General features: G+C 38.7%; 11 protein-coding genes. 5 read left to right on the forward strand and 6 right to left on the reverse strand.

The window, feature by feature from the left end; genetic code table 11:
• Positions 1-192: 192 nt before the first annotated feature.
• The gene (locus tag I6E69_RS18185; protein WP_002962197.1) at positions 193-999 is read left to right on the forward strand and encodes an inner membrane protein YpjD; all 807 of its coding nucleotides are present in this window, start codon (positions 193-195) and stop codon (positions 997-999) included.
• Positions 1000-1060: 61 nt separating this feature from the next.
• Complete coding sequence (locus tag I6E69_RS18190; RefSeq protein WP_002962198.1) at positions 1061-2329, forward strand: HlyC/CorC family transporter; 1269 nt, start codon at positions 1061-1063, stop codon at positions 2327-2329.
• A 48-nt stretch (positions 2330-2377) separates the two neighbouring features.
• On the opposite strand, the gene I6E69_RS18195 is transcribed toward I6E69_RS18190, so the two are convergent.
• Together I6E69_RS18195 and gshA are read right to left on the reverse strand one after the other, a co-directional pair.
• The gene (locus I6E69_RS18195; RefSeq protein ID WP_002962200.1) at positions 2378-2989 is read right to left on the reverse strand and encodes a transglycosylase SLT domain-containing protein; all 612 of its coding nucleotides are present in this window, start codon (positions 2987-2989) and stop codon (positions 2378-2380) included.
• A 147-nt stretch (positions 2990-3136) separates the two neighbouring features.
• Entirely contained in the window at positions 3137-4714 is a 1578-nt protein-coding gene (gene gshA, locus I6E69_RS18200) for a glutamate--cysteine ligase (protein WP_197121832.1), read from the reverse strand.
• A 589-nt stretch (positions 4715-5303) separates the two neighbouring features.
• Here gshA and I6E69_RS18205 point away from each other — a divergent pair.
• Positions 5304-6851, forward strand: coding sequence for a methyl-accepting chemotaxis protein (locus tag I6E69_RS18205; RefSeq protein ID WP_197121834.1), 1548 nt, complete (start codon positions 5304-5306; stop codon positions 6849-6851).
• Positions 6852-6903: 52 nt separating this feature from the next.
• Here the strand turns inward: I6E69_RS18205 and clpB are convergent, their stop codons facing one another.
• The 3 genes from clpB to rluD form a co-directional block, all read right to left on the reverse strand.
• Positions 6904-9480 carry an ATP-dependent chaperone ClpB gene (clpB, locus tag I6E69_RS18210; protein ID WP_197121836.1) on the reverse strand — a complete coding sequence of 859 codons (2577 nt, stop codon included), beginning with the start codon at positions 9478-9480 and terminating at the stop codon, positions 6904-6906.
• Positions 9481-9576: 96 nt separating this feature from the next.
• A complete protein-coding gene (pgeF, locus tag I6E69_RS18215; protein WP_197121838.1) occupies positions 9577-10308 on the reverse strand; it encodes a peptidoglycan editing factor PgeF in 732 nt (243 codons plus the stop codon).
• The gene (gene rluD, locus I6E69_RS18220) at positions 10308-11285 is read right to left on the reverse strand and encodes a 23S rRNA pseudouridine(1911/1915/1917) synthase RluD (RefSeq protein ID WP_002962209.1); all 978 of its coding nucleotides are present in this window, start codon (positions 11283-11285) and stop codon (positions 10308-10310) included. Before rluD ends, pgeF begins: the two co-directional genes overlap by 1 nt.
• Positions 11286-11426: 141 nt before the next feature.
• On the opposite strand from rluD, the gene I6E69_RS18225 reads away from it, so the two are divergent.
• Complete coding sequence (locus tag I6E69_RS18225) at positions 11427-12191, forward strand: outer membrane protein assembly factor BamD (protein ID WP_002962210.1); 765 nt, start codon at positions 11427-11429, stop codon at positions 12189-12191.
• A gap of 49 nt (positions 12192-12240) precedes the next feature.
• Here the strand turns inward: I6E69_RS18225 and glnB are convergent, their stop codons facing one another.
• A complete protein-coding gene (glnB, locus tag I6E69_RS18230; RefSeq protein WP_002962211.1) occupies positions 12241-12579 on the reverse strand; it encodes a nitrogen regulatory protein P-II in 339 nt (112 codons plus the stop codon).
• 160 nt (positions 12580-12739) lie between these two features.
• On the opposite strand from glnB, the gene I6E69_RS18235 reads away from it, so the two are divergent.
• Positions 12740-13303, forward strand: coding sequence for a GspH/FimT family pseudopilin (locus tag I6E69_RS18235; RefSeq protein WP_024603774.1), 564 nt, complete (start codon positions 12740-12742; stop codon positions 13301-13303).
• Positions 13304-13420 lie beyond the last annotated feature (117 nt).

Below are 13420 nucleotides of genomic sequence, written 5' to 3' on the forward strand. Positions count from 1 at the left end.
TCAATTAACCAGGATTGACTTATTAAGTTTCAATTAAAAGTAGTATACCGTATATGGCGTCTTACAATACAGTGTTCAAGTGCACCTTGTTGAGTTTCTTTTTTTAAGGTCTATGCATTTGCTTTGCTATAAAATACAATGGCTATATAACAACAAGGATTATTTTGTCTCAAATTAAGTGGCCCAAGCACAATGCTGATTATTAGTTTAACTATTATTGCCAGTTTATTTTATGTGTTAGCAACGTCTCACGTGCTCTCACGCCTGTTTCATCAACAAGGCCCTAGCCAAAAGGTAACCGTCATATTGAGCACGGTTGCTATAGTGGCGCATATGCTGCTGTTAGTTAACTCTGTTTTTAGATCCGACGGTCAAGACTTAAGTATTGTAAACGTCTCCCTTTTAACATGCTGGGTTATTGTAGTTTCAGTAACAGCTGTGTCGCTAAAGTTCCCTGCCACTTTATTATTGCCCGTTGTTTATGGTTTTGGTGCTTTACTTACAATTGCCAGTTTGTTTATTCCTCATCATATTTTACTGCAAAGCATTAATATTGAGGTTGGCTTAGTAACACACATTTCCTTGTCCCTATTGGCCTACTGTATTTTAATTATTGCTACTTTATATGGTGTACAGTTCTACTTTATTGATAAACGTTTAAAACGTAAAGATTTAGCAATTGTGCATAGTCACCTTCCGCCTTTGATGGTTGTTGAGCGCCAGCTTTACCAACTCCTTAATTTAGGCACCATATTACTCACGTTCGCATTACTCTCGGGGTTTGTATTTCTTGATGGGATGTTTGCTAAAGAGTTCATTCATAAAACGATATTGTCGTTAGTTGCGTGGGCTATTTTTGCCATTGTAGCCATCGGGCATATGAAAAAGGGTTGGCGCGGTAAACCTGTGGTTATTACGATCATGGTCGCTGCATTTGTCCTCACACTCGCATATTTTGGCAGCCGTTTCATACAAGAAGTGATACTAAATAAGTTTTAACTTGACTCTGCTTGCTCACTCTAGCTTAATACGCATTGATTTATAAGAAAAGGATCCATCGTTGGACGACATATCGACAAGTACCCTATTTATCATTTTAGGTTTTTTGGTGCTTTTTTCTGCTTATTTTTCTGGTTCAGAAACCGGAATTATGTCAATCAATCGTATACGCCTGCGACACCTCGCTAAAGAGGATCATCGTGCAGCTAAACGAGTCAGTAAATTACTTAGCCGTCCAGATAGGCTCATCGGTTTAATCTTAATTGGCAATAATCTTGTCAATATAGCTGCAGCTCAAGTTGCTACCATTATAGGTATTCGCCTTTACGGTGACCTTGGTATTGCTATCGCTACGGGTGTGTTAACTTTAGTCGTGCTTATATTTGCCGAAGTAACACCTAAAACTCTTGCTGCCCTCTATCCTGAAAAAGTTGCTTTTCCAAGCTCAATAATACTTAAAGGGTTACTAAAAATTCTTTTTCCTTTTGTTGTTATCGTTAACTGGATGACCAACGGGATATTGCGATTATTTGGTATTAGTGCCGCTCAAATCGACGAGCACAGCATGAGCAAAGAAGAATTAAAAACAGTGCTCAATGAGTCAGGCGCACTTATCCCTGCTCGCCATCAAAGTATGCTGACTTCAATTTTAGATTTAGAGCAAGTAACCGTTGAAGATATCATGATCCCACGTAACGAAATTGTGGCTATTGATATTAATGATGATTGGAAACTAATTAGTCGCCAGCTTACCCATGCACAACATACTCGCGTGTTGTTGTATCGCGACAATATAGATGACGCAGTAGGCTTTATTCACTCTCGAGATGCACTTCGTCTACTTACAAAAGAGCAATTTGATAAACCATCGTTGCTGCGTGCTGTACGCGAAATTTACTTTATCCCAGAGGGAACATCACTTAACACTCAGCTGTTAAAGTTTCAGCAGTCTAAAGAGCGTATTGGCTTAGTAGTAGACGAGTATGGCGATATTCAAGGTTTAGTAACGCTTGAAGATATTTTAGAAGAAGTTGTTGGCGATTTTACAACTACACAAACTCGTACGCCAAGCGAAGAAGTAGAAACACAAACTGATGGCTCTTGTATTGTAGATGGCGGCGCTAACGTACGCGATTTAAATAAAGAGATGGGTTGGGATTTCCCACTAGACGGCCCAAAAACTTTGAGTGGTTTAATTGTTGAATACTTGGAAGATATTCCCGATGCAAATATTAGTCTACGTATTGCGGGCTACCCTATTGAAGTACTTGAAGTAAAAGAGAATATGATAAAACAGGTGAAGATTCAGCCTAATAAGCGTTCTCGCTAAGTAAAAAAGGAGCCGATTGGCTCCTTTTATACATCCATTAATAACTCTCTAGCCAAATATAAGACGTTCAAACCAACCTTTATCAAGCTCGTCTTCACAGCGCTTTAATTGCGCGCCATAACGGCTCGCTCTGTGTTTAACTTTGTTTGCTACACCCATTAACCACTTTTTCTTTTTATATGTGCCACGCTTATAGCCACCCCAACCTTCATGATAATTAAGGTATTGTGCGTAAGCATCCCATTTAGAGATTTTATTTACTTTATGCGTTTTATAAACAAACCACGCCATAAAGTCGATTGCATCGTCAAAGTCGTCTCTATCAGCACCATTGTTGCCTGTTTCACGAATATAATCTGACCATGTTGGTGTTTTAGCCTGTGAGTAGCCATAAGCATCACTTGCGCGACCGGTTGGAATTATCCATAAGAAGTACTCCATAGGCGGAGCCGCATCATGCTTAAAGGAGCTTTCCTGGTACATCATACTCATGAGTACATGCTTAGGTGAACCCCATTTTTCTTGCGCGTCTTTTGCGTCAAAATACCAATCAGGTTTTTCTTCAAAGATTTTACATAGATCGTTAGGTTGTTTTGGAGGCGCTGTAGCACAACCAGCTAAAGTAATGGCAAGAGATAAAATAATTGCATTTTTTTTCATTTTTCTAAGATCTCACAGAACTTTTCTAAAAAGTGTGGGTCTGACTCAATGAATGCAGCAGTACAGCATTAGTTCATCCCTGAATATATATTTACGCAGCCTACTTAGGCTGCGTTTTTTTTGCTTAAATTTTACTAAGTATTAAGATTATTTACCGCTAAAATACGCATCTAAAAAGGCGGTAAATGACTGAGTATCTGCTTGCTCAATTGCAGTTTGTGCTTCGTTAGACTCTACAACTTGTTGTTCCAGCCAAGGCTTTAAAAACTCACTGTAATCAGTGTCTGCGTGACTTTGTTTGTATTTATTAGCCAGTGCTAGTGCAAAGTGTCCGTTGTCTAAACCAGACTCTTTTAATTGCGACACGTAACGTCCAGAATAAGTAAGCTCTGGATTATGCACCCACGTTGCCATGCGCTTTATAGTATCGGAGTAATAATTAACACCATAAGCATTATCCATCCATTTAGCGACATCAGTGAGCTGTGCAAATATTTCATCGCCCCACGACTGAAGACTACGCTGTGTGTTATTAAAGTTAAGCATTAGCCCTTCTTCTCGACCTTGATTGACTACTGTGTCGAGGTTTTCAGTACTGCGTGCTTGTTCTTTCCAATCCATTGGAGCTGAATCTTTTAATAAACAATACGTTAAAAACACATCTAAAAAGTGAATTTGCTCAATATCAATACCAACTTCGCTAAACGGATTAACGTCTAATGCGCGAATTTCTACGTATTCAATGCCTGCTCGAAGCAGTGCATCCGTGGGCGTTTCGCCACTTTTAGCATTACGCTTAGGACGAATTGGCGAGTAAAATTCGTTTTCAATCTGCAGAATATTTTTATTTAACTGCTTAGGGTTTTCACTCTTATAGTCATCAAGATCACCATAAATTTCTGATGGTGTGTTGATTGCTTTTTTAAGGCCTGCTACATATTCATCTAACGAGTTATACATTACGCGTAGTGACGACTGAGCACTATTTGTATAACCTAAATTGCCTAAACGCAGTGCCGTACCAACTTCTAAGTAAAGCGTACCTTTACCTAGTTTTTTAAATGGTAAATCGGTTTTTCGACCTTGTAAAAATGAGTTACACAATGCTGGCGATGCACCAAACATGTAACTTATTAGCCATAGTTCGCGTTTAAAGTTACGAATAAGCGCTAAATAACCTTCTGAAATAAAATCTTGAAGGCTTGCATTGCTTTTTTGTAACGAATGAAGCGATTGCCAAAGCGTATCTGGGAATGAAATATTAAAGTGAACACCTGCAATTGCTTGCATCATACTTCCGTAACGATTTTTTAACCCTTCACGGTATAGTGTTTTCATTTGACCAGTATTTGAACTACCAAATTGAGCTAAAACAATATCATCTTGGTGTTCAATAAAGCATGGCATACTAATAGGCCAAAGCAGTTCATCGTCCATCTTTTCTAGAGTGAACTTTTGAAGATCTTTTAATTGCTTAAGAGTTTGCGTTGACGACTCACTAACTGGAGTAATAAATTCAAGTAAAGATTCAGAAAAATCAGTTGTGATATGGCCATTAGTTAACGCACTGCCCACCCCTTTTGGATGACCTTTAGGTGATATAGCACCATTCTCTTGTATTCTTAGCGACTCTCGCTCTATGCCACGTTTAATGCCTTTAACTGCATGTTGGTGCTCATTTACTGATAACGCTTCAAGTGCGTTAGCTAAATCATGTGTTGTCAAAAAATCTTTCCTCGGGCCACGTGGCTTAATCATAAGGTTATGGGGACTAATTACTTAGACTCAAGATTAATACCAATTTTTATTGAAAATATGATCATTCTATCGCATTAAATAGCGCACTCACTGCGTTAAAAATTACTCATATAGAACAACTATATGTCATAATTTTCGCCTTACTATTGTGCTATTTTCTTAGCGCTATAATAGATCACTTATTTAATGCAACTGGTATAAATTGCTAAGAACTATATAACTTTTCAAATTTAATAATTATTTCCCCACTCTATACATGCGCTTAATATGACCAACATCATTATATTAAGTCGTAATATTGCCATTGCTATGTGCATTATACAAATGCTTTAAATACGTATTTAATTATAAATCAAATAAGTAAAATATCAGCTTAAAGTAATAGACCGGAACTTATGCAAAATCAGTTCAAATTAGCTGTCCGGTATTTAAACTTGATCTAGATCAATAAATACAATTATTTGTCTTATGAGCATAGAAGGAAGGACGCTATTTTTTGCTTTGTAGGGTGTAAGCAATATAATGACTGCAACAATAAAGGATGATAATAAATACAATGCACAATGATAAAAGCTTAAAAAATGAAAAAGTATACTTTGATGAATCACAAGAGCTGGTTTCCACTACTGATCTTAAAGGTGTAATAACATACGTCAATCAAGCGTTTTGTGCTGTAGCAGGATATAGCGCACAAGAGCTTATCGGTCAGCATCATAATATCGTGCGCCACCCTGATATGCCAAAAGCAGCCTTTAAAGAAATGTGGGCAACATTAAAACAAGAACACTCGTGGCGCGGTATGGTTAAAAACCGCTGTAAAGATGGCCGCTATTACTGGGTAGATGCCTTTGTAACCCCCATTTTTGAACATGACCGACTTGTTGGTTATCAATCTGTAAGAACCAAAGCAAACTCTCAACTTAAGCAACGTGCACAAACACTTTACAACAAAATAAATACCAACAAGTCATTATTTAAACTACGAGAACACACCACAATAAGACAAAGCCTTACTTTTATAAGCCTATTATTTTGGCTGATTTTTATTGCTGTCGCGGCATCAATCACCATTGCTGCAATTAGCCTATTTATTTGTGCTTTAGTTATTGTGCTAAATTATGACGAACTCATTGTTACCCCTAAAATATTACGCGCACAAAAAGCAAAAGCCGATTCAATCTCTCGTTATATTTACAGCGGCCATACACCGCACAGTGTAAGTGATTATAGAGAGCAAATGCTAAGTGCAAAATTGCGCACCGTCCTTGGCCGTATGAAAGACTCAACATTAAGCTTTAATGGCATCGCGACTGATTTAGACAAACAATCAACACTCACCGAAAAAGGCATTTCTTCGCAAGGTGAGCGTTTAGAACAAATTGCATCAGCGATGACTCAAATGAGTTCTACCATTGGTGAAATATCACTAAATACCGCTCAAACAGCGGATAAAGTGAATAACACCCATCAAAGTTGCTCAGAGATAAAAGACCACATTGCTGATAATAGTAAAATGGTATCTGACTTAGCTTCTCAAGTAGAACAAGCAGCAAATACAGCCACCAGCTTAGCCACTGAAGCAGATAAAATTGGTAAGGTAATGAGTGAAATAGAGGGAATTGCCGATCAAACTAACTTACTTGCTCTTAATGCAGCGATTGAAGCAGCTAGAGCGGGAGAACATGGTCGAGGCTTTGCAGTAGTCGCCGATGAGGTAAGGACTCTTTCGTCACGCACTCAAAATGCTACGACACAAATCCATAGTTCTATTAAAGAAATACAAGACACTTTATTTAGCTGGTCCAAAGTAATGCAAAGCACTAAAGCACAAGCCGATAACTGTGTTTTGACAACCGATAAAACCCAAGTTGAATTAGAGGATATTTTTATCCAAATCAGTGAAATATCTCACTTGGCAATACAAATATCATCCGCTGCAGAAGAGCAACAAATGGTTAGTAACGACATTAGTAATAATGTTTCGCAAATTAAAGACTTTGGCGATAACAACTTAAGTTTAAGCTTTAATGTGGCAAAAGGTGCAGCTGAGCTTGTTGAAGGCTCACGTAGAGTGAACGATTTATTACTAACTTTTAAAGTTTAACAAACATAAAAAAGCCGCTATTTTAGCGGCTTTAGAGTTTAATTATTTACAATCAGCGTTTGGTAAATACCAAAGAGTCGTCATTTGCATCAATAACAATCACGCTACCTGGTATGTAGTCCCCATTAAGTAGCTTTTGTGCTAGCGGATTTTCAATCGTTTGCTGAATAGCACGCTTAAGCGGGCGTGCACCGTACACAGGATCAAACCCACTTGCTGCAATTCGCTCAAGTGCAGCATCGCTTATTTCAAGCAGATACCCCATCTCTGTTAAACGCTCACGTAATTTCATTAACTGAATATCAGCTATTTCTTTTATATGCTCGTTTGCTAACGGGTGGAATACAACAGTCTCGTCAATACGGTTAATAAACTCAGGTCTAAACTCATTAATCAATACTTCCATTACTTTAGCTTTAAGGGTCGTATAGTCATTATTACCCGCTTGTTCTTGGATAATATCTGAGCCTAAATTTGATGTCATGATAATAACAGTATTTTTAAAATCAACGGTTCTACCTTGTCCGTCAGTTAATCGGCCATCATCTAACACTTGCAATAAAATGTTAAACACATCTGGGTGTGCTTTTTCTATTTCATCAAGCAATATAACTGAGTAAGGTTTACGACGAACAGCTTCTGTTAAATAACCGCCCTCTTCATAACCCACATAACCTGGAGGTGCGCCCACTAGGCGTGCAACTGAGTGCTTTTCCATAAACTCAGACATGTCGATACGCACCATGGCATCTTCGGTATCAAACATAAAACCAGCCAGTGCTTTTGTAAGCTCGGTTTTACCCACACCTGTTGGACCTAAAAACAAGAAAGAGCCAATTGGGCGATTAGGATCTGCAAGTCCTGCACGTGAGCGTCTTATTGCGTTAGCAACAGCAACGACCGCTTCATCTTGCCCTATTACTTTACTGTGTAACTTATCTTCCATTTGCAGCAGCTTTTCACGCTCACCTTGTAGCATTCTTGCAACAGGAATACCTGTCCAGCGAGATAAAATTTCAGCAACTTCATCCTCACCTACTTGGTTCTTAAGCAGAGTCATTTCTTGCATTTCGGCTTGTGAGGCTAAATCAAGTTTTCGTTCAAGCTCTGGAATTCGCCCATATTGCAGCTCTGACATACGCTGTAAATCACTTGCTCTTCGCGCTACATCTAAATCTAATCTTGCTTGTTCAAGCTCGGCTTTAATTACTTGTGTACCTTGAAGCGATGCTTTTTCAGCATTCCAAATTTCGTCTAGCTCACGATATTGCCCATCAAGGTCGGTGATCAACTCTTGCATTTCAGTGCGACGTTTTTGACTCGCCTCATCTTTTTCTTTAGCAAGTGCATTATCTTCTAATTTTAATTGGATAATACGACGCTCAAGCTTATCTAACGACTCTGGTTTTGAATCAATTTGTAATCGAATCGAAGAACCCGCTTCGTCTATTAAATCAATTGCTTTATCTGGTAACTGACGATCGCTAATGTAGCGGTGAGATAACTGCGCCGCAGCAACAATCGCGGGATCAGTAATTTCTACTGAATGATGTAGCTCATATCGCTCTTTTAAGCCACGCAATATTGCAATGGTATCTTCAACCGACGGCTCTTCAATGAGTACCTTTTGGAATCGACGCTCAAGTGCTGCGTCTTTCTCTATATATTTACGGTATTCATCAAGCGTGGTTGCGCCAACACAGTGTAACTCACCGCGTGCTAAAGCAGGTTTTAGCATATTACCCGCATCCATTGCGCCATCACTTTTGCCTGCACCAACAATAGTGTGTATTTCATCAATAAATAAAATGACTTGGCCTTCTTCTTTAGCCAATTCGTTTAACACTGATTTTAAACGCTCTTCAAATTCACCGCGATATTTAGCGCCCGCAACTAGTGCTCCTAAATCAAGCGATAAAACACGTTTGTTTTTTAATCCTTCAGGTACTTCACCATTAATAATACGCTGTGCTAAACCTTCTGCTATTGCTGTTTTACCAACACCTGGCTCACCGATTAATACAGGGTTATTTTTAGTACGGCGTTGTAGTACTTGAATCGTGCGGCGAATTTCGTCATCACGACCAATAACAGGGTCAAGCTTACCTTGCTCTGCTCGCTCAGTTAGATCAATCGTGTACTTTTCAAGCGCTTGGCGTGTTTCTTCGGCATTTGGGTCATCAACTTTTTGACCACCGCGAATCGCTTTAATTGCGGTTTCAATTTTAGTGGAGGTAATATTTAACGATCTGAATATATCGCCAAGTGGACCTTTATCGTCGCATGCTGCCAGTACAAACAATTCACTTGATATGTATTTGTCTTTGCGTTTTTGTGCATACTTGTCACATAGGTTAATAAGTGAAGCCATATTATTTGATAGCTGCACATCGCCACCTACACCTTCTACTTTAAATAGTTTTTCTATTTCTTGTGAAAGCTTGGTGTTAAGTTCATCTGCGCTGACCCCCGTTTGGGCAAATAACGCGCGCACACTGGAGCCGCTTTGCTGCAGTAATGAATACATTAAATGTACGGGTTCAATAAATTGATGGTCGCGGCCAAGGGCTAGCGATTGCGCATCAGAAAGCGCAGATTGAAATTTACTTGTAAATCTATCTAAACGCATGGTGTTACCTATTAAATAATCTAATTGCTTAATTAATGGGTATGTTTAGGTGTTTGTTCAAGGTGTAGAGAGAAATATAATAGCTAAAGGTGCTAATTACTTGCGCCAGATCAAACTTGCCATACGTCCGGTTTGCCCATCCCGTCGATAAGAAAAAAATAAGTCACTTTGAGAGACTGTACAATAGTCGCCGCCTGTAATCTTTTTAACGCCTTGCTGGGTAAGTAAAGTACGCGCAATGCCATAAATATCAGCAAGATATTTGCCATTAGCTTCTGGTGTAAATGCTTGAATAAATGAAGAAGACCTTTTTTGAAATAACTCAAACACTTCAGCCCCAACCTCAAATTGAGTTGGCCCAATTGCAGGCCCTAGCCAAGCATTTATATTTTCATACTTTGAGCTAAAACATTCTAAAGTATTTTTAATAATTCCCTGCTCAAGCCCTCGCCAGCCGCCATGTATAGCTGCAACTTCCTTTTCATCATCACTCACTAATAAAATAGGCAAGCAATCGGCAGTCATTATAGCCAAAGGCTGATTTAATAACTGAGTATAAAGCGCATCAGCATTGTGTAACTTATTAGAGTCAAAATGTTCATCAACAATAACAACATCAGAGCTATGAACTTGATTTAGCCACACGGCAGGTTTAGGTAAGTGTTTGGTTAATAGTGAGTGGTTTTTTGATACATGATCTTGATTATCTCCAACATGGTATCCCAAATTGAAACTTTTAAATGGGGTTTTTGAAACACCACCTCCACAAGTAGTACTTAACGTTCCTACTTTATGAAGGTTTTGCCATGTCGCTGACAATAAGTGCATTATCTATCGATATCAGGATTAGCTTTAGTATCTTCACGTAGTGCATGTGTCATAGCAACCATATCATCAGGGATAGGTGCTTGCCATGTCATCATTTCACCCGTGATTGGATGCGCAATGCTCAATTTTACAGCATGTAGTGCTTGGCGTCTAAAGCTACGAAGTAACTCAAATAACTCAGGTGTTGCACCTTTAGGTGGACGCGGACGGCCGCCATAAGATTGATCGCCAATTAGCGGATGATTTAAATGCGCCATGTGCACACGAATCTGGTGAGTACGGCCTGTTTCTAGGCGCAGACGTAAACGAGTATGAGCACGGAATTTTTCAGCAACACGATAATGTGTAATTGCCGGTTTACCCAGTTCATGTACGGCCATATGCGTACGCTGAGTAGGATGACGGCCAATCGCTTTTTCAACCATACCACCTGCAGTCATAGTACCATTACACAGTGCTTCATATTCACGCGTAAAGTTTTCACGCTTTTGCAGCGCTGTTACTAAATGCGTTTGTGCTGGAATCGTTTTAGCTACAACCATTAAACCGGTCGTGTCTTTATCTAAACGATGGACAATACCTGCGCGTGGCACGTTAATTATTTCAGGGTAGTAATGTAGCAATGCGTTTAACACTGTTCCATTAGGGTTACCCGCACCTGGGTGAACCACTAGGCCCATTGGTTTATTAATTACCAAAATATCATCGTCTTCATAAACAATGTTTAATTTGATATCTTGTGCTTCGTATTCGCGTGGTGCTTCAATTGTTGTTTCAACACTTACAACTTCACCACCTAGTAGCTTTTCGCGTGGAGTGTTGAAAATTTCACCGTCTACGGTGATTTTATCATCCAAAATCCACGTTTTTATACGAGAACGTGAATAATCAGGGAACAATTGTGCTAATACTTGGTCTAGACGTTTACCACCTAATTCGGTTGGAACGTCGGCTTGAAGAGAAATTTGCTCTGACATTAGTAACTTTACCCAATTTACCAGTGCAAGCTTTGCTCGACTGGGTTAGAATCGCTTTTAATAAAAGCATAATATAATACGCATAGTTTACTCGGTTTTACCGACTTGGCCTAGCCGAAGACATCGAAGGTAACAAATAAAATGATAAATAAAATAGGGAAACGTGCATTTGCCATTGTTTTTTCAGTTTCTGTACTTAGTTTAGGCGCTTGTTCGTCTGCTCCAGACCAAGAAGACATTCAACGTGTACCGAATAAGTCTGCACACGCTTTATATGAAGATGCAAAAGAAACGCTAGATTCTGGTTTATATGCTCGTGCAATTGAACTTTTGAGTGCTATAGACTCTCGCTACCCATTTGGCCCATTCTCTAAGCAAGTACAAATGGACTTAGTCTATGCACATTATCAATCAGGTAATACTGAACAAGCACTTGCAACCATTGACCGCTTTATTCGCTTAAACCCAAATCATAAAGATTTAGACTACATGTATTACATGCGTGGTTTAGTAAATATTAAAGCAGATAAAAATGCGTTCCAAGAGTACTTTGGTGTAGATAGAGCCGACCGTGATGCTAACCGTACTCGTGTTGCATTTACAGATTTATCGACATTAGTAAAACGTTTTCCAAAAAGTGATTACGCGCCTGAAGCTAAGCGTCGTTTAGTGTGGCTTTTAAACCGCATGGCACGTTATGAATTAAAAGTAGCAACTTACTATTACGAACGTGAAGCTTATTTAGCTGCTGCTAATAGAGGTAAGTTTGTTGTTGAGCATTATTCACAAAGCAGTTACTTAGATCCCGCGCTTGAAATGATGGAAAAAAGTTACGACCAATTAGGTTTAACTGAGCTTAGTGAGCACGCAAAGCAAACACGAAAACTAAATAAAAGAACTAAATAAATAAAAAAGGCGCTTACTAAGCGCCTTTTTACTACATAGAAAAACAAGCTTAAATCGCTTCTTCATCTTCCTCTGCAGTACGAATACGTATTACACGCTCAACATCTGTGACAAATATTTTACCATCACCGATTTTTCCTGTTTGCGCCGTTTTTACAATAACTTCAATTGCACGGTCTACATCTTCATCAGTCAATACAATATCAAGTTTTACTTTAGGTAAAAAATCTACCATATACTCTGCGCCACGATATAGCTCAGTGTGACCTTTTTGACGCCCAAAGCCTTTAACTTCGCTTACCGTCATCCCCGTAATACCTACATCAGACAACGCTTCACGCACATCATCTAACTTAAAAGGTTTAATAATTGCTTCTATTTTTTTCATATTGATTACTTTTGAAAGCTCCAGTTGCCTCGATTTTAGACAATCATAGTGTTCATAGCAAACAAAGCAATTGAATTACGGTGATAAAACAACCGATCATGGTATAATTTATTATATAAAAATAGCTATACTTAAATGACTAGCAGTAAATGAGATTAATATGAAAAACAAACAAAACGGGTTCACCCTTTTAGAACTCATGGTAACCGTTGCTATCGTTGGCATTATTGCATCAATTGCGATTTGGAATAGTAGCGATATGCTAGAAGAAAATAGAGCTGAGAACTTTTTGTTGGAATTAAAAAGAAATATTAGCTACGCCCGTGCTCAAGCTGCAAGTACGGATGAAATAGTCATTGTATGCCCTGCTCCCAATACAGTTACAAGTAGTAGCTCAAGTCTCACATGCCAAAGTGAATGGGCATCAACTAATACCGTTATTTTATTTATAGATACTGATAATGACGGAAGTTATAAAAGCGCAAACGATAGTCTATTACGTGTAATGTCAGAAACTCCGTCTAGCGATAGAATAAAATTCTCTGGTAATAATAGCCTTCGGTTTAATACGAGCGGTCGTATTACGACAAGTTTAGCTGGCTCAGGTAGCTTTACGGGCTTTGTATACTGCCCCAATAATGACAATGAAAACAATAAAGCGCTGAATGTATCAGTATCTGGTACTGCTTTTTACCTTGGTGACACCACTGAAAAGTGTGATTAAAAAACGTACAATTATATCTTGTCATATTTGTATCATTTACTAGGGCGTGTTGATCTTTGTGGTATGAAAAACAAACAGCATGAAGATAAGGTATAATTGAATTCGCCAGAAAACTTT

The sequence above is a fragment of the Pseudoalteromonas sp. NZS100 genome (assembly GCF_015864815.1).
Lineage (GTDB): Bacteria > Pseudomonadota > Gammaproteobacteria > Enterobacterales > Alteromonadaceae > Pseudoalteromonas > Pseudoalteromonas distincta.

Bases quoted from the DNA above. Each gene is read 5' to 3' on its own strand.
- I6E69_RS18205 (WP_197121834.1), top strand. From the start codon at position 5,304: ATGCACAATGATAAAAGCTTAAAAAATGAAAAAGTATACTTTGATGAA.
- I6E69_RS18185 (WP_002962197.1), top strand. From the start codon at position 193: ATGCTGATTATTAGTTTAACTATTATTGCCAGTTTATTTTATGTGTTA.
- clpB (WP_197121836.1), bottom strand. From the start codon at position 9,480: ATGCGTTTAGATAGATTTACAAGTAAATTTCAATCTGCGCTTTCTGAT.
- I6E69_RS18195 (WP_002962200.1), bottom strand. From the start codon at position 2,989: ATGAAAAAAAATGCAATTATTTTATCTCTTGCCATTACTTTAGCTGGT.
- glnB (WP_002962211.1), bottom strand. From the start codon at position 12,579: ATGAAAAAAATAGAAGCAATTATTAAACCTTTTAAGTTAGATGATGTG.
- rluD (WP_002962209.1), bottom strand. From the start codon at position 11,285: ATGTCAGAGCAAATTTCTCTTCAAGCCGACGTTCCAACCGAATTAGGT.
- pgeF (WP_197121838.1), bottom strand. From the start codon at position 10,308: ATGCACTTATTGTCAGCGACATGGCAAAACCTTCATAAAGTAGGAACG.
- I6E69_RS18225 (WP_002962210.1), top strand. From the start codon at position 11,427: ATGATAAATAAAATAGGGAAACGTGCATTTGCCATTGTTTTTTCAGTT.
- I6E69_RS18235 (WP_024603774.1), top strand. From the start codon at position 12,740: ATGAAAAACAAACAAAACGGGTTCACCCTTTTAGAACTCATGGTAACC.